This is a genomic window from Fimbriimonadaceae bacterium (assembly GCA_019638775.1).
Lineage (GTDB): Bacteria > Armatimonadota > Fimbriimonadia > Fimbriimonadales > Fimbriimonadaceae > JAHBTD01.
The window spans coordinates 31,553-58,394 of sequence record JAHBTD010000003.1; the positions used below are offsets into that span (position 1 = coordinate 31,553).

27 protein-coding genes are annotated in these 26,842 nt (G+C 55.1%); 11 read left to right on the forward strand and 16 right to left on the reverse strand.

What is annotated here, in order from left to right; translation table 11 throughout:
* Positions 1-13 precede the first annotated feature (13 nt).
* From KF784_11750 to KF784_11760, 3 genes are read left to right on the forward strand one after another with little or no spacing between them, the layout of a single operon-like run.
* Positions 14-940: a hypothetical protein gene (locus KF784_11750; protein ID MBX3119732.1), complete on the forward strand. Its 927-nt coding sequence runs from the start codon at positions 14-16 to the stop codon at positions 938-940.
* 1 nt (position 941) lies between these two features.
* Positions 942-1,643, forward strand: a complete 702-nt coding sequence (locus tag KF784_11755) for a hypothetical protein (GenBank protein ID MBX3119733.1) — start codon at positions 942-944, stop codon at positions 1,641-1,643.
* A 60-nt stretch (positions 1,644-1,703) separates the two neighbouring features.
* Positions 1,704-2,681 (forward strand): Gfo/Idh/MocA family oxidoreductase, encoded by a 978-nt coding sequence (locus KF784_11760; protein ID MBX3119734.1) that lies wholly within the window; start codon positions 1,704-1,706, stop codon positions 2,679-2,681.
* An 87-nt stretch (positions 2,682-2,768) separates the two neighbouring features.
* On the opposite strand, the gene KF784_11765 is transcribed toward KF784_11760, so the two are convergent.
* The 8 genes from KF784_11765 to mutL all read right to left on the reverse strand — a co-directional run bounded on the left by KF784_11765 (position 2,769) and on the right by mutL (position 11,107).
* Entirely contained in the window at positions 2,769-2,945 is a 177-nt protein-coding gene (locus KF784_11765) for a hypothetical protein (protein ID MBX3119735.1), read from the reverse strand.
* 175 nt (positions 2,946-3,120) lie between these two features.
* Positions 3,121-4,278 carry a DUF2961 domain-containing protein gene (locus KF784_11770; GenBank protein MBX3119736.1) on the reverse strand — a complete coding sequence of 386 codons (1,158 nt, stop codon included), beginning with the start codon at positions 4,276-4,278 and terminating at the stop codon, positions 3,121-3,123.
* Positions 4,279-4,315: 37 nt separating this feature from the next.
* The gene (locus KF784_11775) at positions 4,316-4,987 is read right to left on the reverse strand and encodes a hypothetical protein (protein MBX3119737.1); all 672 of its coding nucleotides are present in this window, start codon (positions 4,985-4,987) and stop codon (positions 4,316-4,318) included.
* A gap of 41 nt (positions 4,988-5,028) precedes the next feature.
* Positions 5,029-5,739: a hypothetical protein gene (locus KF784_11780; GenBank protein ID MBX3119738.1), complete on the reverse strand. Its 711-nt coding sequence runs from the start codon at positions 5,737-5,739 to the stop codon at positions 5,029-5,031.
* Between the two features lie 48 nt (positions 5,740-5,787).
* Positions 5,788-6,915 (reverse strand): threonine synthase, encoded by a 1,128-nt coding sequence (locus KF784_11785; GenBank protein MBX3119739.1) that lies wholly within the window; start codon positions 6,913-6,915, stop codon positions 5,788-5,790.
* A 10-nt stretch (positions 6,916-6,925) separates the two neighbouring features.
* Complete coding sequence (locus KF784_11790; protein ID MBX3119740.1) at positions 6,926-8,440, reverse strand: restriction endonuclease; 1,515 nt, start codon at positions 8,438-8,440, stop codon at positions 6,926-6,928.
* 179 nt (positions 8,441-8,619) lie between these two features.
* Positions 8,620-9,096 (reverse strand): crossover junction endodeoxyribonuclease RuvC, encoded by a 477-nt coding sequence (gene ruvC / locus KF784_11795; protein ID MBX3119741.1) that lies wholly within the window; start codon positions 9,094-9,096, stop codon positions 8,620-8,622.
* Between the two features lie 106 nt (positions 9,097-9,202).
* Positions 9,203-11,107: a DNA mismatch repair endonuclease MutL gene (mutL, locus tag KF784_11800; protein MBX3119742.1), complete on the reverse strand. Its 1,905-nt coding sequence runs from the start codon at positions 11,105-11,107 to the stop codon at positions 9,203-9,205.
* 88 nt (positions 11,108-11,195) lie between these two features.
* Between mutL and motA the strand changes: the two genes are divergently transcribed.
* Together motA and KF784_11810 are read left to right on the forward strand one after the other, a co-directional pair.
* Positions 11,196-12,050 carry a flagellar motor stator protein MotA gene (motA, locus tag KF784_11805; GenBank protein MBX3119743.1) on the forward strand — a complete coding sequence of 285 codons (855 nt, stop codon included), beginning with the start codon at positions 11,196-11,198 and terminating at the stop codon, positions 12,048-12,050.
* Between the two features lie 116 nt (positions 12,051-12,166).
* A complete protein-coding gene (locus tag KF784_11810; protein MBX3119744.1) occupies positions 12,167-13,060 on the forward strand; it encodes an OmpA family protein in 894 nt (297 codons plus the stop codon).
* A gap of 11 nt (positions 13,061-13,071) precedes the next feature.
* Here the strand turns inward: KF784_11810 and hutH are convergent, their stop codons facing one another.
* A complete protein-coding gene (gene hutH, locus KF784_11815) occupies positions 13,072-14,574 on the reverse strand; it encodes a histidine ammonia-lyase (GenBank protein ID MBX3119745.1) in 1,503 nt (500 codons plus the stop codon).
* Between the two features lie 115 nt (positions 14,575-14,689).
* Between hutH and KF784_11820 the strand changes: the two genes are divergently transcribed.
* Positions 14,690-15,391 (forward strand): prepilin-type N-terminal cleavage/methylation domain-containing protein, encoded by a 702-nt coding sequence (locus tag KF784_11820; GenBank protein MBX3119746.1) that lies wholly within the window; start codon positions 14,690-14,692, stop codon positions 15,389-15,391.
* A 96-nt stretch (positions 15,392-15,487) separates the two neighbouring features.
* Here the strand turns inward: KF784_11820 and KF784_11825 are convergent, their stop codons facing one another.
* Positions 15,488-16,114 (reverse strand): alpha/beta hydrolase, encoded by a 627-nt coding sequence (locus KF784_11825; protein ID MBX3119747.1) that lies wholly within the window; start codon positions 16,112-16,114, stop codon positions 15,488-15,490.
* 110 nt (positions 16,115-16,224) lie between these two features.
* On the opposite strand from KF784_11825, the gene KF784_11830 reads away from it, so the two are divergent.
* On the forward strand, positions 16,225-17,427 hold the full coding sequence (locus KF784_11830) for a bifunctional 3,4-dihydroxy-2-butanone-4-phosphate synthase/GTP cyclohydrolase II (protein MBX3119748.1): 1,203 nt from the start codon (positions 16,225-16,227) through the stop codon (positions 17,425-17,427).
* A 71-nt stretch (positions 17,428-17,498) separates the two neighbouring features.
* Here the strand turns inward: KF784_11830 and rplK are convergent, their stop codons facing one another.
* The 3 genes from rplK to KF784_11845 form a co-directional block, all read right to left on the reverse strand.
* Positions 17,499-17,924 carry a 50S ribosomal protein L11 gene (gene rplK, locus KF784_11835; protein MBX3119749.1) on the reverse strand — a complete coding sequence of 142 codons (426 nt, stop codon included), beginning with the start codon at positions 17,922-17,924 and terminating at the stop codon, positions 17,499-17,501.
* Between the two features lie 228 nt (positions 17,925-18,152).
* Positions 18,153-19,625 (reverse strand): M28 family peptidase, encoded by a 1,473-nt coding sequence (locus KF784_11840; GenBank protein MBX3119750.1) that lies wholly within the window; start codon positions 19,623-19,625, stop codon positions 18,153-18,155.
* A 68-nt stretch (positions 19,626-19,693) separates the two neighbouring features.
* A complete protein-coding gene (locus KF784_11845; protein MBX3119751.1) occupies positions 19,694-20,653 on the reverse strand; it encodes an ABC transporter ATP-binding protein in 960 nt (319 codons plus the stop codon).
* Positions 20,654-20,733: 80 nt separating this feature from the next.
* Between KF784_11845 and KF784_11850 the strand changes: the two genes are divergently transcribed.
* The 4 genes from KF784_11850 (at position 20,734) to KF784_11865 (ending at position 24,765) form a co-directional block, all read left to right on the forward strand.
* Entirely contained in the window at positions 20,734-21,396 is a 663-nt protein-coding gene (locus KF784_11850) for a response regulator transcription factor (protein MBX3119752.1), read from the forward strand.
* Between the two features lie 98 nt (positions 21,397-21,494).
* Entirely contained in the window at positions 21,495-22,055 is a 561-nt protein-coding gene (locus KF784_11855) for a hypothetical protein (protein MBX3119753.1), read from the forward strand.
* A complete protein-coding gene (locus KF784_11860) occupies positions 22,055-22,612 on the forward strand; it encodes a hypothetical protein (protein MBX3119754.1) in 558 nt (185 codons plus the stop codon). Before KF784_11855 ends, KF784_11860 begins: the two co-directional genes overlap by 1 nt.
* 74 nt (positions 22,613-22,686) lie before the next feature.
* A complete protein-coding gene (locus KF784_11865) occupies positions 22,687-24,765 on the forward strand; it encodes a beta-lactamase family protein (GenBank protein ID MBX3119755.1) in 2,079 nt (692 codons plus the stop codon).
* A gap of 1 nt (position 24,766) precedes the next feature.
* Here KF784_11865 and KF784_11870 read toward each other — a convergent pair whose 3' ends face one another.
* The 3 genes from KF784_11870 to KF784_11880 all read right to left on the reverse strand — a co-directional run bounded on the left by KF784_11870 (position 24,767) and on the right by KF784_11880 (position 26,823).
* Positions 24,767-25,213, reverse strand: a complete 447-nt coding sequence (locus KF784_11870; GenBank protein MBX3119756.1) for a hypothetical protein — start codon at positions 25,211-25,213, stop codon at positions 24,767-24,769.
* A gap of 123 nt (positions 25,214-25,336) precedes the next feature.
* Complete coding sequence (gene rfbB, locus KF784_11875) at positions 25,337-26,359, reverse strand: dTDP-glucose 4,6-dehydratase (GenBank protein MBX3119757.1); 1,023 nt, start codon at positions 26,357-26,359, stop codon at positions 25,337-25,339.
* Positions 26,356-26,823, reverse strand: a complete 468-nt coding sequence (locus KF784_11880; protein MBX3119758.1) for a dTDP-4-dehydrorhamnose 3,5-epimerase family protein — start codon at positions 26,821-26,823, stop codon at positions 26,356-26,358. Before KF784_11880 ends, rfbB begins: the two co-directional genes overlap by 4 nt.
* Positions 26,824-26,842 lie beyond the last annotated feature (19 nt).

A 26,842-nucleotide genomic window follows, 5' to 3' on the forward strand; every position in this document is an offset into this window, starting at 1 on the left:
AGGCTCAACGAACATGCGTCCTACTAATAAGCTAGCCGAGGCCTTCAAGGAGAGTTACAACGTTGTTGGACTCGCTGGCGCTTTTGCGCTATCGGCGGCGCTATTGAACCCGCTTCCGTTCCTCGCTGCGATCGTGCTGGAAGCGGCGTACCTGATGTTCGTGCCCGACTCCCGTTGGTTTGCACGGAGGTTGGAGAAGAAATACGACGATGAGATTGTGCGACATCGCGAAGAGTTGAAGGCGAAGGTGTTGCCGTTCGTCCGCGACGAGGTTCGCGACAAGTTTGCACGGCTCGAAGATACGCGGGCGCAGATTGAGGCGCAGGCCAAGGGCGAGGATCGATGGTTCAGAGAAGCCCTTCGCAAGCTCGACTACCTGCTTGAAAAATTCCTGCAGTTTGCCGAGCGTGAATCCCGATTTGTCACTTATCTGCTATCGGTGTTGGAAGAGGTTCGGAACGACCGCCGATCAGATGCCCCGCCCATCGTCGAGCAAAGTCAGAAGAAGCGTCGTATTGCGGCGGGCCAACCACAATTCCAAGTGACCGCTCCAAGCCGAATCATCGTGCCAACTGAAGAGTGGATCAATCGCACGACGACAACGATACGAGATCACTACAAGCAGGAGCGCGAGGCCTTGAGCGCCAAGATCGAATCGGGAATTGACGAGCCCACGAAACGCGTTATCCAGAAGCGTTTGGAAGTATTGGAGCGCCGCAGCGACTACGTGAGCAAGATCGGGATGATCCTTTCCAACCTGCACAACCAGATGGAGCTAATGAGCGACGCCTTTGGCTTGATCAACGACGAAATCCGGGCCCGCTCGCCAGAGCAGGTCCTTGCCGATATCGACGAAGTCGTGCTGACCACGAATTCACTGACCGAGGCCATCGAAGCCGTGACCCCGCTCGAAGAGCTTGTAACCCGAATAGGTGCCTAAAATGCCGATTAGAGACGCCCTTAAGAAAGCTGCCGGACTGTTCGTCGAAATCGAAGGCGACGGCCCCGCTGTTTCCAACGATCCATTTGCCGATTTAGCGAAGACTTCGGCTCCAGAGCCGAAGCCAGCCCCCGCGCCTGCTCCAAAGACAGAGACCAAAACGGTGGAGCAGATCGTCAAGGCAGCCCCGGGACCGAATCTGGATGAAGTCAAGGTTGAATCAGCTTCGGTTGAGCCGGTGAGCGCGCCCGGTGGGCAACCGGACTTTGCCAAGATTTATGAGAGCGCAAACCTGCCGCCGGTGTCCTTCTCTGCTGAGCAAGCTTTGGAGTTGATCAACGCGTTGCCTGGGGATTTGCCGTTGGAAGTGAAGCGCAAGACCGTCAGCGTTTCCATTACTTCGATGGGTAAGGCATTGGGAGTCACGTCGGAATCGGTTGTTGCAGATGCGTCGCGCAAGCTCGCTGCGCTTTCGTCTTACACCGATGCTCTCTCGGCGAAGACTTCGGAGTATGTCGCTGCGACGCAGCTTCAAATTGCGGCAATGGAGTCGGAGATAGCTTCAAAGAAGCGCGGAATGGAGGAGGCCAAGCGACTGCTGGAGCAAGCTCTTAGCACGTGCAACGCAGAAGGCGATCGGCTCGATGATGTGCTTGAGTTCTTTAGCCTGGACATTCCACCGTCGAAGAACGCGAAGGGTTAATCTGGGGGCAGCAGCTCCGCCGTGCGCCACATGACAAAGTAAATTCGCCACAATAGAGTCATGGCCTTGAGAATCGGCTTCGTCGGCATTGTGCATATGCACTCCTATTCTTACGCGAACTGCGTCAACTCGCATGCGGATACAGAGTGTGTGGGTGTGTGGGACAGAGACCCGGACGCAGCGAAGAAGTTTGCGGAGTTTGCAAAATGCCCGGTCTTCAGCAGCGCCGAAGAAGTGATTGGGCTGTCCGACGCCATCATCGTTTGTTCGGCAAACAATCACCATGCCGACGATGTTGTTGCCGCAGCTAAGGCCGGAAAGCACGTTCTGTGCGAAAAGCCTTTGGCGGCAACTTTGGAGGATGCTCAGCGAATTCTTGATGCCGAGAAAGAGTTTGGTGTGAAGGTGATGACGGCTTTCCCCTGCCGATACTCACCTGCTTTTCAAAAGCTTCTTCAGCGAGTCAAAAACGGCGACATCGGTGAGATTCAGGCCATCTGCGCCACCAATCGGGGAAGCAACCCTGGCGGGTGGTTTGTAGAGAAGGAGCTTTCGGGTGGCGGGGCAATGATCGACCACACGGTCCACGTTGCCGACCTTCTCTATGTGCTTCTCGGGCATGAGCCTGTTCGTGTGCAAGCCCAAATTGGCAACAACATGTACAGCCAGTCATGGGAGGACACGGCAATGGTGACCCTCGAATACGCAAACGGCGTTTTCGTCACGTTGGACTCAAGCTGGTCACGACCGAAGTCGTACAAGACTTGGGGTGATGTGACGATGAACGTGGTCGGCGATAAAGGCGTGATCGAGCTGGATATGTTCAATCAGGCTTTTGATGTTTATCGAAACAGCAATATGCGGCACGGCCTTGCTGGTTATGGCAGTGGAACCGACGACGGCTTGGTGAACGACTTCGTCAATGCGATCAAGAACGACACGCCGATGCCAATTTCTGCCGAAGACGGTTGGCGGGCGGCTAAGATTGCGGTTGCGGGTTATCGAAGCGTTGCAGAAGGGCAGCCGGTTGTGCCGTAGGCAACTTTTGATTGTAGATCGTAGATTGTAGATTGCGGATTGCAGATTGCAGATTGCAGATTGCAGATTGCAGATTGGCTCCTACAGTCATGAGTCGAGGATAACGGGTGCGAACGGCACGGCTTCCTTGTTTCTCGCAAAGACGCTAAGGCGCAAAGAACAAAGCTGTGCATCGGCGGTTCTTTGTGACTTTGTGACGAGTCTGTCGCACGGCAACGACAAAGCATTGCCCTCACTGTCCGACCGTCTGCCGATTACTCTCATGCCTCAATCCTCCTTAGGATTGAGGCTAAGCCATGGCTCGTGCAGAGCCTCAACCCTTTGGGAGGGTTGAGGCATCCAGCGCAGGCGCAGGCAAGATGCCTGCACCACAATCGCTGACGATCACAGATCAGTCTTCAGGAACCGAAGGAGCGGTTCCCTCCCGGCCGATCACTGATTACGGATTACTCAATTTCTCATTCCCCCAAAGCTTTCCTCCGCCTTGCATCCGACGCCACGCGTCCCGCCAGGCGTGGATATCCGCCGGACGAATGCTCTCTCTCGGCTTCCTCTCCTCCGCGCTGGGCAGTTGCGGGAACGGCTTCGACGGCATCGTCTGATACCAATAGGCCACGCTCGCAAGTTCCAGAGTGAGCACGTTCGCATGTCCCGCTTCGATCGACGCTCGCAGGCTCTTCGTGAACCGGATCGGGTCCTCCAGATGGAAGCGATAGCAATGGGTCTGCCCAATCCAGCCGAAGAGCTGATCGTCGTTTCCGATGCGTCCGGGAGCGTAGGGAGTGCCGAAATACGGGTGCATGTAAATCTCGTCGGGGCTCCACGATTGGTTGAAGTAGTCCTCCGTGCCAGTGCCGTGGGCGCTTCCGGGCCACGGCTCCCCATCGACCATAAACATGTCGTCGCCCTCGCCGTACCAGACCGGCGAAGGGCAGTGGACGTAGTAGTTCACGCCGACGAAGTGTCCAGCCCCCTCGACCTCGCAGAAAAGGTAGTTGTTCTTGTCGGTTGGGTTCTTGGGCGTCGGGCCAAGGATCGCCCATTCGTTCTCGCGGTCGCCAAAGTCCGACTCCGGTCCGGTGTATTCCTGGTTGTACCAAGCGTGGAACCGCCCCATGTCGTCGGGAATCGAGGCGTGCTCTTCATAGTCCATGTAGTAGTAGAACGCCCCGGTTCTGTGCTCGCTCTGGTTCTCGACGGTGATCCTCGCGCCCTTGGCGAAGGGCATCGGGAAGTAGCAAACCAGTGCGTTGCCGCCCTTCGGCGCGGCTGCCAGAGGGAGCGAGTTGAAGAGGTACTTCTTGCCCCAGCCCTGCCCGAAGAAGTCGCCGATGGGAGCTTCCACGCTCGGGTGCTCCTGCCCGTCCCAGTACATCCGCAGGATCAGGTTCTTGCGGAAGAGCGGGTCTTGCGAACTGATGGTGATCCAGATGTGCTTGACGATGCCCGCGCCCTCGATGTCGGCAAGAACCAGGGTTTCGCCGGGCTCGATGGGGTGGTAGTCGCTGTTGCCGCCGTCGCGGGCGTAGCTGCTGATGCGCTTGGAGCGGACATCGGTTTGAATCTGGCAGATGTTGGCAAGGGGGCCGTGACTCATTGCGGAGTGAGACTACCCGCCCGCCATGCCCGCAAAGCTATTCAAGCTTGAATGAATCTTGAAGCTTCTGGAGCAGTTCGTAACGGTCTCCGCTGGCGGGCATTACAGCGCCAACAGTTAAGCTGAACGATCTGTTCCCCTCTACAAGCAACAAGGTGTCCGCAAAACACTTTCTGCCATCTTCCATGTACTCCACATAGACCCTCGCGGCGTTCAAACCTTGGACGGTCAATCTATCGTCTTTTATCGAAGTGATGTCCTTGCCCAGCCACGACTGCGCCCACTCTCGCGTGACCCGGATCCCGACTTCGATATCGGCCTGCGGATAATTGTATTCATACATGTTTGCGATCGTCCAGCAATCCGGTGTATTCGCTCGGTAAGTGGCATATCTGCTGACTTCAGAACTGAACGAGGAATCGAGCGGTGTCTTGTCCGGGCTGGGCGGGCAAGGCAGAGCGATTTGAAATCCGGCCCCTTCGAGTGAGTAGACAGTCCATCCCTGTACCGTCTGCCCGGTTGTGCTGCTGCCTCGATTGGCAAGATCGCGTGTGCCTTGCTGAAAGCCGAGATAGGCGCCATAGCCAACAAGCCCGACGAATGTCAAACACCCGAAGAACATCACGATGCCCAAGATGATCAGGGGCAGAGCCTTGTTCGGAGGTTTGGGCGCTGGAGCCGGAGGGGTATGAAAGTCGGGCGTGTTCATGAGGCCTCGAATCTATTATCTATCAACTCAAGCCGCTCGCCCTACTTCTCTTTCATCGAAGAGTTTGAGTCGTGTATCGTCACCGACGCGGATACTCGGTTGGCGACGGCATCCAGGTCGGCGTCAGGGTCGGTGTAAACCTGTAGATAGTACGTCACCCGTCCATCCAGAAATACAATCAACTTGCAATGGAGGGGCATACCGTCCTCGGTGAACCTCATATCCACTAGACGCGCCTCTTTTCCTGCGCAGGTTGTGGTGGTGATGATATGCGTGAGGCCACTGATACCCGGGTCGGCCTTATATCCGTCGACGAAGTCCGTGGTCTCGTCATCAAGCTCAAACAGCGCACCAAATTTGCTGGTCAGCGCCATGATATAAACGGTCGTGCTGTCGTCAGCGGCCCAATAGCCCGCAAAACGCGAGTAGACAGACACATCTGGGTCGTCCATCGCCAACGAATCGTCCCGTTCGGGCAGCGACGGCAGCTCCATCGTGAGACCGATTGCATCAAGTTTGATCTGTTTCCAGTCGTTTGCAAGTTCGGCGACGATGCTGGGGGGCAGGTTTGCAGCGGGGACAGCGTCTTGTCCAATCGCCCTTACGAACCAATAGCCGATTCCGCAGACGATCAAACACCCTCCGAACAAAATGCCAAGGATCACAAAAAGCGGCGCCTTGCTTGAGTTTCGAGGTGGGGGTGGGGGAGGACTGTAAGAATGCTGCTGTGGAATGACGGGTGGCGCTGACATTACTAATCTCTTACAAGCACGGACGGTATGCGTTGCAGTAGCTCTTTGCTATCTCAAGGCTTCGATGTATTTTACGCCTGATCCAGTATTGAATAGAACAGTTTTTTGTTCTGGCTTTAACCAGCCCATTCTCTGCAGTTTTTGAGCTGCCGCGAGGACCGCTCCCCCTTCGGGCGAGGCGAAGATTCCGGTTATGCGTGACATCTCTTTGGCGGCAGTAATGGCTTCGTTGTCGGTGACCGTCAGCGCTGTTCCGCCCGACTCCCGAATCAAATCCAGCATGATGAAGTCGCCGATGGCGCGGGGCACGCGCAGGCCGGAAGCGACGGTGTGGGCGTTCGGGAACATCTCGGCAAACCGCTCGCCCTTCTCAAAGGCGGTCACGATCGGCGCACACCCTGCCGCCTGCACGCTCACCATCTTTGGTCTTTTGCTGCCAATCCAGCCCATCCGCTCCATCTCGTCGAACGCCTTCCACATCCCCACCAGGCCGGTGCCGCCGCCGGTGGGATAAAGAATCACGTCGGGCAGATTAAAGTCCATTTGCTCGGCAAGCTCATAGCCCATCGTCTTTTTGCCCTCGATGCGGTACGGCTCTTTGAGGGTGCTGGTGTCGAACCATCCCTCCTCGACTTTGCGCTTGCCGATCTCGGCAGCGCAGTCGGTGATGAGGCCGTCGATCAGTTCCACATGGGCTCCGTGAATCCGGCACTCGACAATGCAAGCCTCCGGTGTGTCTTTGGGCATGAACACAAACGCTTCGATCCCGGCTTTGGCGGCGTAGGCCGAGAGCGCTCCGCCCGCATTGCCTGCGCTGGGCACCGCCATCTTCTTCACCCCCAGCTTCTTCGCCATCGAAACCGCCGCACTCATTCCTCGGGCCTTGAAGCTGGCGGTTGGATTCACGCCTTCATCCTTGACCCACCAGCTTTCTCCCAGTCGCGGCGTGTGGTGGATCGGCGTCATCCCCTCTCCCAGACTGACCGGCTCGCAGTCCGGCATGACCTCCCGGTACCGCCACATATTGGCTTCTCGCCCTGCCAAGTCCTCTTTGCGAAGGGTGGTTGGAGAGAGGTCGTATTCGACGCGCAGGGTGCGTCCGCATTCGCAGGTGGTTTGGAGGGTGCGATGGTCGTACTGCTTGCCGCAGAGGTAGCAGGTGAGGCCGGTGATCATGGGGTGGAGTCTACTCTTCAATTTCAACTGACTCCGCAAGGCTGAGAGCGGGTTCTCGAAGTACTTGCAGTGCCTTTAACTTTGCTGCAATCACCTCATATGTAGTCAAACGCCGGTCTAACCAAACTTGTAAATCAGCATCCGTTAGCAGCATCAGATTTTGACCAGGATTCAGTTTTATTGTTTCGAGCGCTTCACTAGTATAACCAGACATTGAAATCAATAAACCCTGAGTCCCTGCACCAGACCGAGCAAGTTTCATGCTAAATGGGTCGATTAGAAGTGCACCTATCCGTTCGGAGTAGAATTTACATTCAATAAGCACAGCATTTGAATTAAAAGAGATGGCTCCATCAATTTGCTCAATATTATTCTGCCTTCGAAACTGTCCTGAAACGCCAACAGTGCCATCATCACAAAGCTCGTATATGAACTTCTCAAGCGCATAACCTTTAGCGCGATGATCAGTCATATTAGACAGCTCAAGGAAGTTTTGCGCCAAGATATCAAACCGATCCCGCATTCGCTTTGAAAGGTCAGGCCATAATTCAGAAAGTTGTCTGAAGTACTTTCTATAAACAGGATCCTGCCATCCCCTTACATGCCCGATGTACTGTAGCCTGCCTAGCAACACCCACCTAAATTTTGGAATTCTGCCAGAGGGCACATAATGTTTGTTTAAGTGCTTCTCTTCAAAGGTTTTTTGAGCAGATTCTTCTCCATACTTTTGCCACGCGTGAATCATTCCCCGCACTTGTCTTATATATTTCCTTCTCACATTGACAAACTTATTCACCGTCAATCCAGTGACACTTTGCCTCTGGCGGCGTTCTAAGCACCGAGTCTTAAGTCCATTCACAGTAAACCCGTTTCCTGATATTATCTGCTCCAGCGAGTCTGCAACACGTGTACCTTCGTGATCTACAGTTAGTAGTTGATTAGGGAATTTAGATTGCCAAGTTGAGAAGGTGATATCATCTGCATACCTCGTATAATAAAATCCATGTGATCGGGCGAATTGAATTAAGGCAATGTCTAATGAATACGAAATAATATTTGAAAGAATGGGTGACGAAGGAGCCCCTTGAGGAAGAGCGTGGTTCCTAGTACAAATCGTCGCAAGGACTTTAGCGGTACTCGCTTCCAAATGAAACGGTTTGGATTGAAGAACACCGCAGATTCTCCCAAAATGGATAGAAGGAAAGAAATCTTTTATGTCTATATTTACAATCCACTTTTTTCGCGTATGCAGGGCAGCATTCTTCACTGGGCTGCGATTCGATACATAGGCGTAAGCTGAAGTCGTTGGCACATATTTGTCTTCCAAGAATTCCTTGATTTTACGTTGCACTCCTTTGAGCAATTCGTCTGGCTCATCGATCTGGCGGTATCCTTGGGTGCGCTTTCGTATGTTATATGTCGTATAGCGAGAGTCGATGTTAGTACGATATGCAACAAATGCTAGCGTTCCTGCCTCATAGCCCCACTCTTCTTCCAGTTGCCACAGACTTGTTATGATTCGCATACTGAATTCAAGGCCCCTACTTTCGTTTCCTTACGCGAAGGTAGACAACTGGTAGCTACTGACTACATAGCCGTCGTAGCGCCAGTGTACTGAACACCCTAATCATGCTGCAGTATCAACAGCAAATTAGAAAGCGGGGCCATGGCGAAACTACCCGCTCGTCAGGCTTTTTTACAAGCCTATACTTTGACCCGTGAACGGAAAGCGTGGCAAATCGCCACGGCGAGAGCGTCGGCGACGTCGTCGGGCTTGGGTGTCTCTTTCAGGCTAAGCAGCTTCGTCACCATAAACTGAACTTGCTTCTTGTCCGCGCTGCCGTTGCCGACGACGCCCTGCTTGATCTCCGGTGGGGAGTATTCGGCAATGTCCAGACTGGCCTCCCCGGCAGCGAGAAGGGCTACTCCGACGGCTTTGGCAACATCCATCGCCGTGGTTTTGTTGACGGCGAAGAAGAGTTTTTCGGTGGCGAAGGCATCGGGCTGATGCTGCTTGATGAGGTCTTGAACGCCCTTGTGCAAAAGGATAAGCCGGTCTTGGATCGGTCCCTTCGGGGTTTGGAGCAGGCCGTAGTCGAGGACTTCCATCTTGGAGCCCACACGTCGGATAACGCCGTAGCCCATCCGCTCTAGGCCAGGGTCGATGCCGAGGATCACCACGGAGCTGCGCTCCTGCTTTGGGTGTGAGGAGTATAGGACCTATTGGCCATATATGTCCTATAGGTTCTGCCTGACCTATAGCCCGACGCCCAACACCTAACGCCCCTCATATTCTCTTAAACCTCTTCATCAAGTCATCGCTGGTCAGGGTGAGGGTGATCGGGCGGCCGTGCGGGCAAAGGTAAGGGTTCTCGGTCGTCGCCAGCTCCATGATCAGCCGCTCCATCTCGGCAAGGCTCAACGGGTCACCGGCTTTGACCGCCATCCGGCAAGAGGTCGTGATCCATATCTGTTCGCGTGTGGGTACGAGCTTGCGGGTGACGGTCGTCTCCACCAGTTCATCGATCATATCGCGCAGGATCTTGAGGGGGTCTTTTTGACGGACCGCTGCAGGCACCGAGCGCACCAGGAAGCTCTCACCGCCGAACGGCTCGATGTCGAACCCAACGGCCTTGATTTCATCCAGCTTATCGGAGAGTAAAACCGCCGACCGCTTGTCGAGGTGGAGCGTCTCTGGCGTCAGCAAGTGCTGGACCTCGATTGCGGTCGGTCCGCGCAAGCCGCAGAGATACTCATAAAGAACGCGCTCGTGGGCGACGTGCTGGTCGATGACCACAAGCCCGCGTTTGGTTTCGGCGATGATGAAAGTGTTCATCGCCTGACCGATCACCCGCAGACCCTCGATCAACTCGGCAAAGGGGTAACGCTCCGTACGATTGGGTTGAAAGGCCTCTTCGGACCCCGCACTGAACGGCTGCCCGCCAACATCCACCGGTGACTGAGCCGCGATGCTCGCATCCACATAAGCGGAGTGAGGCGCTCCTGGCATAGGCATGGCTCTGGGGAGATAGTTTGGAATCCCGCCGAGCATGGCTTGTGAAGAGGCGATGGCTTCGTTAGCCGCGTTCACGTCCACCGCGCTGGGCATCATCCCATGCTCGGCAAGGGCGTTGCGGATCGCGTACTTGATCGCGTCGAAGGCCGCGCCCTCCTGCTGAAACTTGACTTCGCTTTTCGTTGGACTGACGTTCACGTCGATCCGGCTGGGGTCGATCTCTAGTTTGAGCACGACGACGGGATATCTGCGTTCCGGTGTGAGCATTCGATAAGCCTGATCGAGCGCAGCGGTCAGGGTCCGAGTGCGCACGGGGCGCCCGTTCACATAGATGTATTGGTGGGCTCTTGTGGCCTTGGTGAGGTGGGGTGGGGAGATGAATCCGGTGACTCGTATGCCAGCGATGTCGGCGTCAATCTCGGCAAGTCCACGGGCCAGGTCTCGGCTCCATGCGCCGCTGATTGCGTCGAGGAGGTCGCCCGAGCCGGTGGTCGTGATGGCGTTTTGTCCGTTATGGCTGACGATGAAGGCGATGTGTGGATAGGCTATGGCGTATTTGGAGAGAACGTCAATGCACTGACCAAGCTCAGTCGTATCCGATTTTAAGAATTTGAGCCGGGCCGGAGTGTTAAAGAAAAGGTCTTCAACGGTGACCTCGGTACCCTTCGCTCCCGAGCCCGATCTGGGCTCTCGCAGTTCCCCGCCTTCGATTTCGAGGATATGGCGTACTCCGTCCTCGGTGCCCGTCGAGAGGGTCATACGCGACACGGAGGCGATGGAAGGGAGGGCCTCTCCGCGAAAGCCTAGCGACATCACACCCAGCAGATCGTCAGTGGAGCGAATCTTTGAGGTTGCGTGGCGTTGGAGGGCGGCACGTGCATCGTCCAGCGACATTCCGCAGCCGTTGTCGGAGATCCTAATCAGATCCTTGCCTGAGCCCCGAAGCTCCACTTCGATGCGCGTCGCGCCGGAGTCGATGCTGTTTTCGACCAGTTCTTTCAGGACTGAAGCGGGACGTTCGACGACCTCGCCCGCCGCGATCTGGTTAATCGTGTGAGCATCGAGCAGAAGTACCTGTCGGGCGCGTGTCTCCAATCCGATCATTAGTTTGGACGACGTATCAAGCGCGTTGTTTGTCCCGGCAAGTTTTGTGGGAAAAAGGCTCAGCGAGCCCATAAGAATTACCGGGAAACGTGGAATAGCTTTTTTGGACGCTGTGACAAGGAAGTCTAAGCATTCTGGATGAGGGGATCAAGACAGGGATATGTTTACATTTATCGGGATTGGAATCGTTCTTGTTGCGACGATGGTGGGTTACATCATGCACGGTGGCAACATCGGCGTGCTTATCCAAATCAACGAGTTCGTGATCCTTGGTGGTGCAGGCATCGGCTCACTCCTTGGTGCGGTTGGCATGAAGAATTTTCAAGCCACGATCAAGGGCGTGATGGGCGTACTCAAGCCAAGCCCCACAAAAGACACTTTCCTTGATCTCCTGAAGATGATGTATCAGCTGTTCAACGTCGCTCGAAAAGAGGGCTTGTTGGGGCTGGAGCAGCACATCGAAAACCCGGAAGAGAGCGACATTATCAAGAAGTACCCGTCTTTCTTGAACAATCACCATGCGGTCGGTTTCTTCTGCGACACGATGAAGGTGATTCTGTCCGGCTCGGTTGGACCGCATGACCTGTCCGAGATGATGGAGCTTGACCTTGAGACGGCCCACAAAGAGGAGCATCTTCCCGCCCACGCCATTCAAACGGTCGGCGACGCTATGCCGGGCTTTGGCATTGTTGCCGCGGTTCTCGGCGTTATCATCACGATGGGCAAGATCGGCGGAGAAGCCGCCGCAATCGGCGAATCGGTTGCTGCTGCGCTCGTCGGTACATTCCTTGGAATTCTGCTCGCCTACGGAGTTTGCGCCCCGCTGGCAAGGGCGATGGAGCTACGGATTGAGGCGAACGGGCAATACATGAACTGCATCCGTTACGCCCTGTTTAGCTTTGCACGTGGCGAGTCGCCCATCACCTGCGTCGAGTTTGCCCGCCGAAACATCGAACCCAGCGTCCGCCCTGGATTTACGGAGATGGAGAACTCGGTGAAGGAGAAAGCGGCGTAGGGATTTTAGATTTTAGATTTTGGATTTTGGATTGGAGATCGCGAATAACTGACAACTGATCATTTACAGCGACTCACGACTCACGACTCACGACTCACGACCAACCACTCACTACAATGGCTGAAGTACAACCGATCATCATCAAGAAGAAAAAGGTCGTCGCCGGGGGGCACCACGGCGGATCTTGGAAGGTCGCTTATGCCGACTTCGTCACCGCGATGATGGCGTTCTTCATGGTCATGTGGATTATGGGGATGGACTCGGAAACGCGCTCAATGATCCAGGGTTACTTCAACGACCCGCTTGGATTTGTCAAGAACCCGCCAAAAACCCAGACCGCTTTCTCTATCCCAGGCTCTCCGAAGCCGAAAGAGGGAGTGGCAGGTTCGAAGGGCATGAGCCCGGACACCCGGTCGACAAGTGAGAAACAGTCGGCAGAGATGCAACTTCAAAAGGAGAATCTGGAATCGGTAAAGACGAAGATCGAGAAGGCTTTGTCTGCCGATCCTGAGCTCAAGGGCCTGCTCAAGTACGTCTCGCTTACGGTAACTGACGAGGGCCTGCTTGTGGAGCTAACAGAAGCTGTTGGCGCGGTCTTCTTTGAGTCTGGCTCCTATGCCATTCGCCCGGAGGCGATGAAGTTGATCAGCAAAGTCGGGCCAATTCTGAGCCATTCCGGCTACAAAATCATCGTGAAGGGGCACACCGACGCGATGCCCTATGCCGGCTCGGGTTACACAAACTGGGACCTCAGCACTGACCGTGCCCAGGCGATGCGCCGTGCATTGAGCCAGAACGGCGTCGCGGAAGATCAGTTCGTCTCAGTGACTGGCCTTGCCGACAAGGAACTTAAGAACACGGCAGACCCAAATCACTTTAGCAACCGTCGCGTGACTCTTTTGCTGCCTTACAAAAAGCCGATTGGGATGAGCGAAGATTTAAGCATCGACGCCTTTAAACAGGTCAATCAAGGGGCTTTTTCGAGGGATGTCGTCATCGCACCAAATTAGGTGTGCCGCGGTCAGAAACCATCGAATTCGCCATCGCGAATAGCGAGCGCGATCCTCTCGATGTCTGCAGTCATGGACCGGTCCTTATCGAGTCGCGATACATGGCTCCGAACGGTTTCATACGCTTTCAGGGCCCCTTTTCCGGGTTTTAGGGGCTTCCGGTACTCCAGACCTTCTGCGGCAGCAAGCATCTCTATAGCCAGCACCTGCTCGGCGTTGGTAACGATCTGCCGCAGTTTCAGCGCCCCCGTCATCCCCATCGAAACATGATCCTCTTTTCCTCCCGAGGTTGGAGCATTGTCTACGCTGCTGGGGTGGGACAGGACTTTGCATTCGTTGAGCAATGCCACGGCTGTTACATGGGGGATCATGAATCCTGACGACGTGCCAGGGTGAGCGGTGAGGAAGGCGGGAAGATGCTCGTTGAGATCGGGATTGACCATCCGGTCAATACGGCGTTCAGAGATGCTGCTTAGGTCGGTGATAGCGATGCTTGCATAGTCCAATGCAAGCGCTAAGGGCGCGCCGTGGAAGTTTCCTCCGCTGATGACGTCGCCCTCGTTGGCGAAAACAAGGGGGTTGTCCGTCGCGGAGCCGCTTTCGGTTTCAATCTGGCCTTGGACGTGATTGAGGGCATCGCGAACGGCTCCATGTACTTGAGGCATGCAGCGCAAGCTGTAAGCATCTTGTACGCGTGGGTCATCTTCGAGGTGCGACATACGAATCTCAGAATCCTCAAGCAGGGCCATCAAATGGCTTGCCGAGGCCATTTGTCCGGAGTGTGGGCGTACTTGATGGATACGGGGATCGAAGGCCGTGGGCGTTCCGAGCAGTGCTTCGAGCGTCATAGCGCCGACAACGTCGGCAGCGTGGGCTACTCTCTGCGCGCGGGCCAGCGCCAGTCCACCGACTGCACAAATAGCTTGTGTGCCGTTGAGGAGGGCCAGTCCCTCCTTGGCCTCAAGTTCAATGGTGGGAATACCAGCCCACTGCATGGCATCGTCACCCGCCATGCGCACCCCGTCATAAAATGCCTCCCCTTCTCCGAGAAGGACGAGGGCAAGATGGGCCAGCGGGGCCAAGTCTCCAGAAGCTCCGACACTTCCCTTTTCGGGAATAACCGGGTGGACTCCCTTCTCCAGCATCTGCAGCAACGTTTCTAAGACCAACAATCGCGCCCCACTAAACCCCTTGGCGAGGACATTCGCACGAAGGAGGAGCATGACGCGGACTTCGGGGATCGAGAGGGGGTTGCCAACGCCGCATGCGTGGCTGCGAACGAGGTTGAGCTGAAGGTCTTTAAGCTCCGCCGCTGGGATTTTCACTTCTGAGAGCTTGCCGAAACCCGTGCTGATGCCGTAAACAACCGCATCGTCGGCAACGATGTTCTCAACCAAAGCACGAGCTTTCTCAATCCCTAGGATCGCGGCTGAGTCGATACTGACTTGCCGCTTGCCAAACGCGACGGCCTCAATCTCGGCGAGGGTCAGCGGTTGGCCGGAGAGCTTAATCATGGGTTGAATTGTACCGGGGACCAAGCTCTCCGGCCTCATTGTTCAGTCCGACCTGGGAGTGACGAGAATGCTGTGGGTAACGGATTGCGTAAGATAAAGTAAGTTGTCTTTGCAAATTGACTCGCCCCGAAAAGGATTTACGCTCATAGAGCTGCTTGTGGTGATCGCAATCATCGCGATCCTTGCCGCTATTCTGTTCCCAGTTTTCGCCCGAGCAAAAGATAAGGCTAAACAGATTGCTTGCCTGAGCAACATGAAGCAGCTTGGTACCGGCATCTACATGTATCTCTCCGACTACAACGACTATCTCCCCGACCGGCGTGACCTCAAGACATCACTCCCCGGGGGCTATCGTCCATGGACAAGCTGGCCCCCATCTGATCCGCGTTCGGGTTGGGCGGCAGTCGTGTTCGATCCTTACATCAAGAACAACCGGCTTTGGACATGCCCCAATGGAGAACCGCTCTTTAGGGGGGTCGTCCAGGCCGAGCAGACGATTCCGAGCGCTCAAAACCCGGCTCCCAGCACTTACTTTTGGATGTGGCGGTTCGACCGTTTTGACGATCCGATCCCGCTCGACAACTTCTGGGGGAAATCGCCTGAGCAGTGTGTCTTTGATCTGCGAGACGCAAACAATCCTCAAGCAGGAATGCCGGACGGAGTTGCCGATATTGAGCTGATTGTAGACCCGTACTTCCCCAAAACGATCCCCTCGGTTCTTGCCAATCTGAAGGGAAAGACCCCCCACTTTGGTGGACGGAATCGGGTGTTCTTAGACACACATGCGAAGTTCCTCAGAGATATTCGAACGGACTAGGATTCAGGAACGATGAGTTAAGAATGGGCATCAGAACAACGACACCCCCTTTTCTTCTATCCTTCCGTGCTCACGAGCAGCAATGAGGCTTCGAGATTAGAACTCCAGCAGAAAATCCCGGACCTGGTCGACGTCGTCCTGAGTGAGGCCGTGCCCCGCATTGACGATTCGGGTGGTCACCGATGCGCCGTAGTCGGCGAGCATGTGCCCAAATTGCACCGCCCCTTGCATGGGCGAGATGTGGTCTTGTTCACCGGCAAGGATGAGAACCTTCTTGCCGGTGAGGTCAGGGGCGGGGATGGGTTGGAGTGGGACCATAGGTCGCAGGAGAACTCCTCCTGCAAGCGTTTTTGGGTGAAGCATGAGCATCGCTCCTGCCATGTTCGCGCCATTGGAATAGCCCATGCCGATGAGCCGATTGGGGTCATAGCCGTTGTCGCGCGGTGTGAGTTGGAGCCAGTCGGCTAGCTCTTGGGCCTTGATTTGGATGTCTTCTTCGTCAAGGACTCCTTCTGAGAGTCGACGAAAGAATCGGGGATATCCCTCTTCGTCAGACCTTCCCCGCACCCCAAGCATGGCTGCGCCATTCCCAACCATATCGCCAAATTCGAGCAAGCTGGTTTCGTCGCCGCCCGTGCCATGAAGCAGGAGCAGCGTCCAATCAATTTCGGGGTTGGAGACGGGGCGAAAGATACGGTTAAAGCTTGAAAGGCTAACTTCCATAGTGGGCTCCGATCATCTCATTCTACATATCTTGACGGCGAAGTGAGCGCTGTAAGTGTCCCTGTCAGTCTCAGTGCATTCCCCTTGCACGACGTAAAATGAACATAGAAATGAGTTTTTCAACTATCGAAGAGGCCCTAGAAGACATCCGTGCGGGAAAGATGATTGTCGTCGTTGACGATCCCGACCGCGAGAATGAGGGCGACTTGATCATGGCGGGCGAGATGTGTACCGCCGAAGAGATGAACTTCATGATCAAGTTTGGGCGCGGGGTGCCATTCATTCCGACCACAGAGCAACGACTTGCCGAGCTTGGCATTCCGATGATGACCAAGCAGAACACGGCGCGCCTGGGCACGGCTATGGCGGAGACAGTTGACGCTCGCTACGGCACCACAACCGGCGTTTCAGCTGCGGATCGCGCCAAGACCGTCCAAGTTTTTTGCGATCCGAAGGCAAAGGCTGACGATCTGATGCGCCCAGGACATGTCATCCCTTTAAGGGCGGAGGAGGGAGGAGTTCTGGTCCGAGCAGGGCACACCGAGGCATCTGTCGATCTGTGCGTGCTCGCAGGGCTGCAGCCTGTTGCAATTGGGTGTGAGATCATCGGCGACGACGGTGAGATGATGCGGCTTGACGGCTTGATCCCGTTCGCTGAACATCACGGACTCAAGATCATTACGATCGCTGATCTGATTGCTTACCGACGCAAAACGGAAAAGTTAGTTGAGCGGATCGCCGGCCCGATCGACTTTCCCACGAAATTTGGGCACTTCACCCTGTATTGCTACCAGCCTGCCGTTGAGAGGGAGCCGTATGTAGCGATCGTTAAAGGTGATGTCTGCACGGATGAGCCGGTGCTTGTGAGGATGCACTCAAGCTGCCTTACCGGTGACTTGTTGGGCTCTTTCCGATGCGACTGCGGCGATCAGCTTGAGATGGCTTTACGACGGATCGAGGAAGCAGGGCGTGGCGTTGTGGTTTACATTGCACAAGAAGGCCGAGGGATCGGGCTTGCCAACAAGCTGAAAGCCTACGAGCTTCAAGATTCGGGGCTGGATACGGTGGAAGCGAATAAGGCGCTTGGTTTCAAGGCGGACCTACGCGATTATGGAATCGGCGCCCAGGTGCTCGCCGACCTTGGTCTGCGCCGGTTGCTGCTCATGACGAACAACCCCGCCAAGGTGGCAGGAATTCAGGGCTACGGTCTGGAGATTGTCGAGCACGTCCCGATTGTCGCGCCAGGAAATGAGGCTCGCGAGAGGTATTTGGAGACAAAGAAGTCGAAGATGGGGCACATGCTGCCTGATTAAGCGCCACCGGTAGGCACAAAAATAGGCTCACCGAATTCTCGGTGAGCCTATTTTTGTTTAAAGGGTTCGTGTTAACCGACGACTTTGACGCCCATTTGGCGGCAGGAGCCAGCGATGACCTTCATGGCCTGCTCGATGTCGGTGGTGTTGAGGTCGGGCATTTTCTGCTGTGCCACGGCTCGAAGCTGGTCTTTGGTGATCTGCTTCACAACCTCTTTTCCGGGGTTGCTTGCACCCTTTTCGATGCCGATCGCCTTCTTGATGAGGTCGGTCGTCAACGGCTGCTTGACCACGAAGCTGTAGGAGCGATCTTCGTAAACGACGATCTCCACCGGCATGAGCATGCCCATTTGCTGAGCAGTCATCTCGTTGAACTTCTTAAGGAACTCCATCATGTTGATGCCGGCTTGACCGAGCGCGGGACCAACGGGAGGTGCGGGAGTGCCTTTGCCAGCGGGGATATTGAGCTTGATAACGCCTGAAATCTTTTTTGCCATGATCGTAACCGGTCCAAATTCTTATTGCATTGCGCGGGGTTACCAGCCCAGCGCGTGCGGTTCAAGGCGTTTTAGGAAGCGTCATCCCGAACCACGAGCGAAGAATTATACCTTCGAGTCGAAAACCGATTTGGGCATGAAGCAACAATCAGGGGCTATCGGCCATCAGCGACCAGCTATCCATTCTCCGTTTGATAGCTGACCGCCGATAGCTTGACGCTGATGCCTCTATGCTGCTTTCAGAAGCGGGGGTGGGACCTGACGGTCTTCTGGGCGGTTGCCTCTTTCCACGCTTGGGTTAAAGGTCATTTTGCTGTTGAACGAGTCGATGATCCGCGCTGTTTGGGCGACGGCTTCAAGGACCTTGACCATTCCCGCGAAGTTAATCGTATCGATGGTGTCGGCTTCGCTGTGGTAGGTATTTGTCAGACCCGTGTGCCAGAAGATAACCGGAACATTTCGTCGGACAAAAGATGCCTGGTCGCTGTCTCCACGGGTGTTTGGTCTCCAAACGACGTTCAGCCCGTCCACTTTTAGCTGCTTGCCGACTTCTTCCCATTGAGCGGAGCTGCTTGTTCCATAGCCATAAACGTTGTTTCGGCGCACGGTGCCGATCATGTCCATGTTCAGCATTGCGCTTGTCTTGGCGAGGATTTCGGGGTTGTCTCTGCACCACGCGTCCGATCCGCGAAGGCCAACTTCTTCCGCCGAATACAGTTGGAAAATGATCGTGCGTCGGTTGCCCTTTGTTTTGGCGAAGTGCTGGGCAAGAGCGAGGACGCCAACTGCTCCACTGCCATTGTCGTCGGCGCCTGGGTGGAGCGCGTCAACCCCCGTTCGGCTGCCCGTATCTGCGTAGCCGAGGTGGTCGTGATGTCCGCCGATGATGATGTACTCGTCTTTCAAAACGGGGTCGTTGCCGGGGAGAATGCCGATCACGTTTCGATCTTTGCCCGCATTCACTTCCGTCTCAAAAACCATTCTCGCGGAGAATGGCAACGCTTTGCTGGCAGGTTTCTTGGCTGATCTTGCTTCGGCAAAGCTCATCCCTGTGAGGGTCTTAAAGTACTTTTCGGAGACGCCGCCTGCGACCATATCCATGCTGGCAGTGATGCCTTGCAGTCGGGAATAGGTAGGCAGATCGCTTCGACCGGGTGCGGATGGCCCGACAAAGAGGATTGCTGCCGCTCCCTTTTCCTTGGCCACACGGGCCTTGACGCTGTTCGATGCGTTGCGACGTCCTTCGGGAACCCCTCGCAGTGCGATGACAACCTTATCGGCCACATCGGTGTCGAGATAATCGTTCCAATCGTCTTCCGCCAATCCGAATCCGACATAGACGAGATCGCCGCTGGTGAGCCTCATCGCGGAGCCGGCGAGAGGCCGGAAGTCCGTATCGAGATTCAGCATCATCGACTTGCCATCGTTGCCTTTGATCGTGAGGAAGTTGTTCGCCGTTGGCCTTTGACCAGCGGTGATTTCGAAGTGGTGGAAGTATGTGCCGTCGTCACCACCCGGTTTGAGTCCGAGTTTTTGAAAGCCGTCGGCAAAATACTGCGACGTTTTCATGATCCCTGGTGAAAGAGTCATACGCCCTTCGTGGGCGTCGGTCGCGATCACTTCAAGGCTTTTCCGAAGCTGAGCTTCGGTGGCAACTGGGGGCCCTGCCAAGGCAAATAAGGCAACAAGTGTTGTAAACATTCTGGTCTCCGGAAAAACCAGTTTACGTGACAAGATTGCGTATTGAGCAACCTTTACGCGGCGAAATCTTAACTTTGTGCGACATAGCCCGATTCGAGCTTCCAGCATGCCGCATTCTGCCCCGAAGGCGACGCAAGCAGCGGAGGGTCGTTTTGGCAATGGTCAAATCGAAATGGACAGCGGGGAGCGAAAGAGCATCCGGCGCTGAGGTTGGCAAGGTCGGGAGGTTGTCCGATGATGGATTCGAGCGTCTTTTGGCCTGCACGGGGGAGCGCCGAAAGCAGCGCAGAGGTGTAGGGGTGTTGCGGAGTCCGCAGAACTTGCTCGGCATCGCCATGCTCGACGATCTTGCCTGCATAAAAGACCGCGATCCTCGAAGCCATTGCGGCGATGACTCCGATATCGTGTGAAATCAGCATGACCGCAGTGCCTTCGGTCTCCTTTAGTTCGCGCAGTAAGCGAAGTATTTGGGCTTGTAAGGTCACGTCAAGGGCGGTTGTGGGCTCGTCGGCTATCAGCACTTTGGGCTTACAGGCGAATGCCATCGCGATCACAACGCGCTGCCGCTGCCCTCCCGAAAGCTGGTGAGGATACTTCTTTGCCGAACTCTCGGGGGCGGGAACACCTACCTTTTCGAGCATATCAATTGCCTGAGTCCAAGCAATAGCGCGCGAGAGTCCGTGATGAATGCGCAAAACCTCGGCAACCTGGTGCCCGATTCGCATCATGGGATTAAGGCTTGTAAAGGGATCCTGCATGACCAAGGCAATCTGCTCGCCACGAACGTCAAGCCATTGCCGTCGACTGAGTGTGGTTAACTCTTCGCCTTCGAGCCGGATGGAGCCCGCCACGATTTTTCCGGTGCCGGGAAGCATGTTCATGATCGCAAAACCGGTCATCGATTTTCCGCAACCGGATTCGCCCACGACGCCAAGCGTGTGTCCAGCCTCAAGCTCGAAGGAGACGCCACGAATAATTTTGTTAGGACCGAACGCGACCTCAAGGCCCTCAACTTCAAGTACAGCCATGCTCCTCAGCATTATGGCGTACACGGGACAAAGGTGCCCGGGGTATTTGCAGAGTTGAATCGTAATTGTATACTGCACCCATGTCGCAGAAAATCAGGGTCGTCGTTGCCGACGACGAAGCGCCGTATCGAAGTGCGCTTCAGCGCACACTCACGCTGATGCCGGAGTGCGAGGTTGTCGCCGTTTGCAAAGACGGGCAAGAAGCCCTTGACGCATGTTTGGCCGATCCCCCGGATGTCGTGTTGACCGACATCAATATGCCGAGAATGACGGGCATTGAGATGATGCGCCGCCTGCTCAAGCAGGAGAAGGACATCCATTTCGTGTGTTTGACAGTTCAAGAGGACGATGAGACCGTGTATGAGGCTTTCCGCGCTGGAGCGTTGGGATATCTCCTCAAAACCTCCACTCCTCAGGACGTGATTGACGCGATCCGGTTGGCTTACAAGGGTGAGGCTAAGATTACGCCGAAGATCGCAACCAAGGTCGTCGAAGACTTCCGCAGAGTGAAGGACGATGATGAGACCGACGACAGCGAACTGTACGTGCTGAGCGATCGTGAAGCCGAGATCCTCGACCTCATCGCGAAGGGTATGCGCAATAAGGAGATCGCGCAGCAGCTTTGCATCGCCGAGAAGACGGTGAAGAACCACGTCAGCAACATTTTGAAGGCTCTTCAGGTGAACAGTCGAACAGAAGCCGCGATGAAAGCGGTGAAGTCGAAGTTCGTCGCCAAAGAGTAGAGTCGACGTTTTAGGGGCCTAAGATAGCGGATCCGGAAGAGTTCGTCCCACGTGTGGCGACGGGCGTCCTTGCGGTACCCTGCCGAACAGATAGCGACATGAGTGAAACGGAAGCTGAAGCCCCCAAAAAATCTCGCGATCACTGGATCATGTTCGGGTGCCTCGCCTCCTTCTTTATCTTCCCATGCCTGATGGTTTCCCCCGTATCGAAGATGATTCAACAGTGGGGAGCAGGGGGATTTCTCAAGAAGGTCGACAAGGACTGCAAGGAGAGACTCGTGCTGGTCCACAAGGGAATTGAGCTGTACGCAGCCGACAATGACGAGCATTACCCGCCCGCGGATCGTTGGATCGACTCGACTTGGAAATACGCAGCGAAGAAGAGTCCTGACGATGAGTCCGAGTCGATTTTCCGATGTCCGGATGTCTCAATGACTAGGACCGGGGACTTCGGTTATGGGTTTAACAGCCTGCTCTCTTCCAAGCGCAAAGGCGAGGTCGCCGATCCAGACTCGACTTGGCTGATATTCGATTCTTCCAACCTCAAACGCAATGCAGCTGGCGACCCGAAAGAGATGCTGCCAGAACCTCGCCGACACGTTGAGGGGAAGAACAACAACGCCATAACCGCCGGTGGAACCGTCAAAGAGGTTCCCTGATGCGTCCTGGCAGTAAAAGCCCCGGAGCCCTGCCTGAGGCGCCTAAAGGCGGCTCGCGAGCATCCTTCGCGCTGGGGGTAATTGGCTTGATCTTGTTCTTGGCTTTGGTCGGTGGCGCGATCTTTATTCCGGTCTATCTCAAGTCCGTTCAATCGGCACGGGATAGCGCATGCATCGACGGTCAAAAAGACCTCGCTCGTGGACTCACCCTGTATGCGATGGACTTTGACGGGTTGCTGCCGCATGCCGAATCCTGGTGCGATGCGATCAAGACAGGCGTATACGCCGAGTCTTTTCAATGCATCAACGACGAATCGTTCCAGCAGGGAGGCTCCAGCTACGCATTTTCAAAGGCGCTTTCACGGGCAATGTTGGATGGCATAAAAGACCCGGCAAAAACGCCCATGGTGTTTGATGCAGCTTCGGGGAGATGGAACCTGAATGGCGATCTAAGTTTGCTTCCCAAACCGGGTCGCCATCAACAGGGGCAACCGGGGAATGTGATCGCTTTTGCGGATGGATCGGTCCGATTTGTGGGCGATAACACAGCGCCTTAACCTCGTTGTTCTACTTCAAACGGCTTGCCCAAATTGCAACCTGGATAATCGGGTACACGTAATGGAGAGGGTCCATGAAGTCCATTTTTTATAGAATTCCGTTCGTCTTCGCGTTGGCAGCGTCGGCTGTTGTTTACGCATACGCTGGCCAGGATGCCGATCTTGCCGCCAAGCTTTCCACGATTGAAAAGACCATTGATGCCAAGCGCAAGGAGCTGAAGGTTCCCGGCATGTCGGTCGTGATCGTCAAAGATGGCAAAGTCATTTACATGAAGGGGCTCGGTTATCGCGACCAAGAGAAGAAGCTGCCAGTAACGCCGAACACACTCTTCGGCATCGGCTCTTCGACGAAAGCATTTACCAGTCTCGGCATTGCCCTTGCGGTTGATGATGGCAAAGTGAAGTGGGATGACAGCCCGAAAAAGTATCTGCCTTATTTCAACCTGTGGGACAAGCAGGCGGATGAGAAAATCACCATCCTTGATCTGCTATGCCATCGAAGTGGGTTAAACAGGACAGACCTTCTTTGGATTACGGGGGCGCTGACCCGTGAAGAAGCCATCCGCGCGCTGCAATTTGTGAAGCCAACGATCCCCTTCCGTGCAGGATTCCAGTATCAGAACATCATGTTTGCGGCGGCGGGAGAGATTGTCGGTCAGGTTTACGATTCGAGTTGGGAGCAGGTGACGCGTGACCGCATTCTTAAACCCTTGGGTATGACCGGCTCGAACCTAACGATCGACGAACTACTGAAATCGAACGACAAGGCCACAGGTTATTCGTTGACGAGTACCGGGGCCGACGCTGTTGAATACAGACCCGTGATCAGCTGCGCGCCTGCAGGCTCCATCAACTCGAACGCGGTTGATATGGCGAAATGGGTTCAGTTTGCGATGACGGGCACCTATGGTAACGGGCAACGGCTCGTCTCTGAGGAGAGTTACAAAGCGTGGCTGACACCGATCACCCCGGTAGGTCCGGCGAATGGTTATGCCCTGGGCTGGTTCGTTCGCGAATGGAATAAGAAAAAGGTGATTGAGCACGGTGGAAACATCGACGGCTTCAACGCCCAAGTTGGATTTTTGCCTGACGAGAAGTTGGGAATCGTCGTTCTCACCAATGTGGGGGTCTCCGAGCTCGCTGGTTACTCCATGAACGTGGTGATGAAGACCATGTTTGGAGAGCCGAAGGATCCGCGAGAGACTTCCGATCCGCAGGGAGATCCTGCAAAAGAAGTGGGCAGTTACAGCACCGAAAACATTCCCGTCAAGCTCAAAGTTACTTTGAAGGGCAAGACCCTTTCTGTGAGCCCCACAGGGCAGCCGACTCTTGAACTCAAGAACCTTGGAGGGCGAGTTTACAAGTTCGCACCTCCCGCTCCAGACGGCATTTATCTCACATTCAGGCCGGATTCGAAGGACCCCAGTAAGACTGAGGTTCTGCTTGAGCAATCCGGGGCAAAGGTCGTTTTCACACGAGAAGACTCGGACTATAAGCCAGACATCTCTATCCAAGATTTGGTTGGCAAGATGATCAATGCTCTTGGGGGAGAGCACGCGCTTCGCGCTGTGAAATCGTTAGAAGTTCATTCGGACATGCTGATTGCAAGCCAGGGGTTGACCGGCACATCTGCCCGCTATGTTTCTGGCGGTAAGTTCGCTGAGGATGTGTTCTTTTCGGCGATGGGCAAAGAAGTTGCCAGCCTTCAACAAGTCTTTGACGGCAAGCAAGGTGTGGCAAATCAGTTTGGCCGATACTCAAAGATTGAGGGGACGACCCTTTCCGACATGCGTACTCAATCCGATCTGTTGGCCCTTGTGAACTACAAAAGCCACTTCGCTTCTCAGCGTATCCTTGCGAAGGAGAAATTCAGAAATGAGGAGGCATACCTTGTGGAGTGGACCACCAAGAGCGGGTCAAGCTTCAAGGAGTTTGTCTCCACCACGACTTTCCGCATCCTAAAGCGTGAAGGAGAGAACGCAACGGAGGAGTTTTACGACTTCCGCACGGTCGAAGGGCTGGTTCTTCCGTTCCTTGCCCGAATCAGCAGCCCGACTCTCGGGTCAATTATGGTGACGACAAAGTCGGTGAAGGTGAATGGAAAGATAGACCCGAAGGTTTTTGATATCGGGCGACTGAAGGTCGGTGCGTGAGCTAAATCGCGATCCCGATTTCTGCCAAACGGGCGGCGAGTTTGATTGCGAACTCGCCGTCCTCTTCTTTTGAAAAGGGCCGCGCCGCGCTCCAATCGTAGAACCAGATCGGTTTGGCTCGTAAATCGTCGGGTTCACTGGCGTACCTTGGGAAAAGGTGGGCATGGAGGGCTGGTTCCAGGTTCCCCAGCATCTCGTAGTTGATGCGAGCTGCCCCTGCTAGCTCAAGGATAGCATCGCCGATTGAAGCCATGTCTGCGAGAAAGAGCAGCCGGCTCTCCGCATCCATGTCGTTTAAATGAGCCGGTACGGGATCAGGCAAGAGTAGACAGTAGCCTTTGACCACTTGCACCCCTCCCATGATGAGCCAGCCAGAACGCACTTGGCAGACGAGGTTCGGCAGTTCTCCGGCTTTGGCTTGTTCGACGAACTTGTGGATGGCAGTCATTGCAATTTACGATTCTAGATTTTGGATTTTGGATTTGCGATTGTGTGAGTTCAAATTGGAGTGATCGGTCCTGGTTTAGGAACTGAGCAGCCTGCTTATGTTATTCGTTCCGTAGCAGTAACGTTATAAATCTTCACCTAAGCTTGGACCATAGAAGCGCTTGACGAAGGCTTGAAAGTCTTCAGTTTCGATAAGGGGTCTCCACCAAGCTTCGTTCTCCTTGTACCATCGGACGGTTTTGCGCAGGCTCTCCTCAAATGGATACTCGGGCGCCCAGCCAAGACCACGCATCTTGTCCGCTTTCATCGAATACCGTTTGTCGTGCGCTCCTTTGCGGGGGTCGGGGATCTTCTTCACCAACGATTCATCACGGCCCGTTTCTTCAAGCAGAATCTTCACGACTTCGCTGTTCGGGCGCTCGTTGACGTCGCCTACATTGTAGATTTGCCCTGGCTCGCCCTTGAGCAGCGCCGATAGCACTCCAGAGGCGTGGTCCATGGCATGAATCCACTCCCGAACCTGGTTGCCCTCGCCATAGACCGGTACTTTCTTGCCGTCGAGGAGTCTCACGGTGAAAAAGGGGATCAGCTTCTCCGGGAATTGATAGGGCCCGTAGGTGTTGCCGCCTCGGGTGATCACGGCGGGGGTGCCAAAAGCCTTGACGTGCGAGCGCACTTGCAGGTCACCGCCCGCTTTGCTGGCGGAGTACGGTGTGTTCGGCTGAATGGGACTGTCTTCGGTGAAGTGTCCACTGTCGATGGAGCCGTAAACTTCGTCGGTCGAGACGTGCACCATCTTCTCCAGCTTAAAATTGCGGGTGGCTTCGAGGAGAACATAGGTTCCAAGAACGTCCGTCTGGATGAAGCTGCCCGCTTCAAGGATGGAACGGTCGTTGTGGCTTTCAGCGGCGAAGTTGACGATGTGGGTGATGCTTTCGGCCTTGATTATCCCTTCAACTACGGTCGGGTCTTGAATCTTGCCGGGATAGAACGCGATCTTGTCGCGGACATCGGCAAGTGTGCTCAGGTTTCCGGCGTAGGTGAGCGCGTCAATCACAACGAGCTTTGCGTCAGGCAAACGTTGCAAGGCGAGGCGAACAAAATTCGAACCAATAAATCCGGCTGCGCCGGTAACCAATATCCTCATGGCAATCTAAATCTGGACTCCGTTTCTTCTTCGTGACGGATTTCATCCACCGGCTCTTTCTTTCCTCGTCCGGCGTAGAGCTGATTTGGAAAGTTCAGAACGAAGGCCTCCCCAGTTCCAACATTTCGATAGGCATGAACCACTCCCGGCGGGACTAAAACCAGCAATGGATTCTCTTCTCCAACCGCTAATGTAAGCATCTGATCTGGCTTGCCTTCCCGATTCTCCCAAAGGTAGAGCTCATAAGCGCCTGATATGAACGCAAAGCCGTCGGTCTGATCCACATGTTCGTGGGGGCCGCGGGCGATCCCAGGATGTGTGACGCTCAAGTAGCACATCGCGGGCTTGAACCACTCAGGCAATTCGTCTTCGCGGAAGAGTTCGGTCAACCAGCCGCGCTGATCGACGTACTTGCTGAGTTCGTTGACCCAAACGCCGGGAATAGTGAGCTCTTGGAACGGCATCGGCGTGAAGGGTACCTCA

Bases quoted from the DNA above. Each gene is read 5' to 3' on its own strand.
- KF784_11860 (MBX3119754.1), top strand. From the start codon at position 22,055: ATGCGTCCTGGCAGTAAAAGCCCCGGAGCCCTGCCTGAGGCGCCTAAA.
- KF784_11760 (MBX3119734.1), top strand. From the start codon at position 1,704: ATGGCCTTGAGAATCGGCTTCGTCGGCATTGTGCATATGCACTCCTAT.
- rfbB (MBX3119757.1), bottom strand. From the start codon at position 26,359: ATGAGGATATTGGTTACCGGCGCAGCCGGATTTATTGGTTCGAATTTT.
- mutL (MBX3119742.1), bottom strand. From the start codon at position 11,107: ATGGGCTCGCTGAGCCTTTTTCCCACAAAACTTGCCGGGACAAACAAC.
- KF784_11870 (MBX3119756.1), bottom strand. From the start codon at position 25,213: ATGACTGCCATCCACAAGTTCGTCGAACAAGCCAAAGCCGGAGAACTG.
- KF784_11785 (MBX3119739.1), bottom strand. From the start codon at position 6,915: ATGATCACCGGCCTCACCTGCTACCTCTGCGGCAAGCAGTACGACCAT.
- KF784_11855 (MBX3119753.1), top strand. From the start codon at position 21,495: ATGAGTGAAACGGAAGCTGAAGCCCCCAAAAAATCTCGCGATCACTGG.
- KF784_11845 (MBX3119751.1), bottom strand. From the start codon at position 20,653: ATGGCTGTACTTGAAGTTGAGGGCCTTGAGGTCGCGTTCGGTCCTAAC.
- KF784_11880 (MBX3119758.1), bottom strand. From the start codon at position 26,823: ATGCCGTTCCAAGAGCTCACTATTCCCGGCGTTTGGGTCAACGAACTC.
- KF784_11865 (MBX3119755.1), top strand. From the start codon at position 22,687: ATGAAGTCCATTTTTTATAGAATTCCGTTCGTCTTCGCGTTGGCAGCG.
- KF784_11850 (MBX3119752.1), top strand. From the start codon at position 20,734: ATGTCGCAGAAAATCAGGGTCGTCGTTGCCGACGACGAAGCGCCGTAT.
- KF784_11840 (MBX3119750.1), bottom strand. From the start codon at position 19,625: ATGTTTACAACACTTGTTGCCTTATTTGCCTTGGCAGGGCCCCCAGTT.
- KF784_11790 (MBX3119740.1), bottom strand. From the start codon at position 8,440: ATGCGAATCATAACAAGTCTGTGGCAACTGGAAGAAGAGTGGGGCTAT.
- KF784_11775 (MBX3119737.1), bottom strand. From the start codon at position 4,987: ATGAACACGCCCGACTTTCATACCCCTCCGGCTCCAGCGCCCAAACCT.
- KF784_11750 (MBX3119732.1), top strand. From the start codon at position 14: ATGCGTCCTACTAATAAGCTAGCCGAGGCCTTCAAGGAGAGTTACAAC.
- KF784_11770 (MBX3119736.1), bottom strand. From the start codon at position 4,278: ATGAGTCACGGCCCCCTTGCCAACATCTGCCAGATTCAAACCGATGTC.
- KF784_11780 (MBX3119738.1), bottom strand. From the start codon at position 5,739: ATGTCAGCGCCACCCGTCATTCCACAGCAGCATTCTTACAGTCCTCCC.
- KF784_11810 (MBX3119744.1), top strand. From the start codon at position 12,167: ATGGCTGAAGTACAACCGATCATCATCAAGAAGAAAAAGGTCGTCGCC.
- rplK (MBX3119749.1), bottom strand. From the start codon at position 17,924: ATGGCAAAAAAGATTTCAGGCGTTATCAAGCTCAATATCCCCGCTGGC.
- KF784_11765 (MBX3119735.1), bottom strand. From the start codon at position 2,945: ATGAGAGTAATCGGCAGACGGTCGGACAGTGAGGGCAATGCTTTGTCG.
- KF784_11830 (MBX3119748.1), top strand. From the start codon at position 16,225: ATGAGTTTTTCAACTATCGAAGAGGCCCTAGAAGACATCCGTGCGGGA.
- hutH (MBX3119745.1), bottom strand. From the start codon at position 14,574: ATGATTAAGCTCTCCGGCCAACCGCTGACCCTCGCCGAGATTGAGGCC.
- KF784_11825 (MBX3119747.1), bottom strand. From the start codon at position 16,114: ATGGAAGTTAGCCTTTCAAGCTTTAACCGTATCTTTCGCCCCGTCTCC.
- KF784_11755 (MBX3119733.1), top strand. From the start codon at position 942: ATGCCGATTAGAGACGCCCTTAAGAAAGCTGCCGGACTGTTCGTCGAA.
- motA (MBX3119743.1), top strand. From the start codon at position 11,196: ATGTTTACATTTATCGGGATTGGAATCGTTCTTGTTGCGACGATGGTG.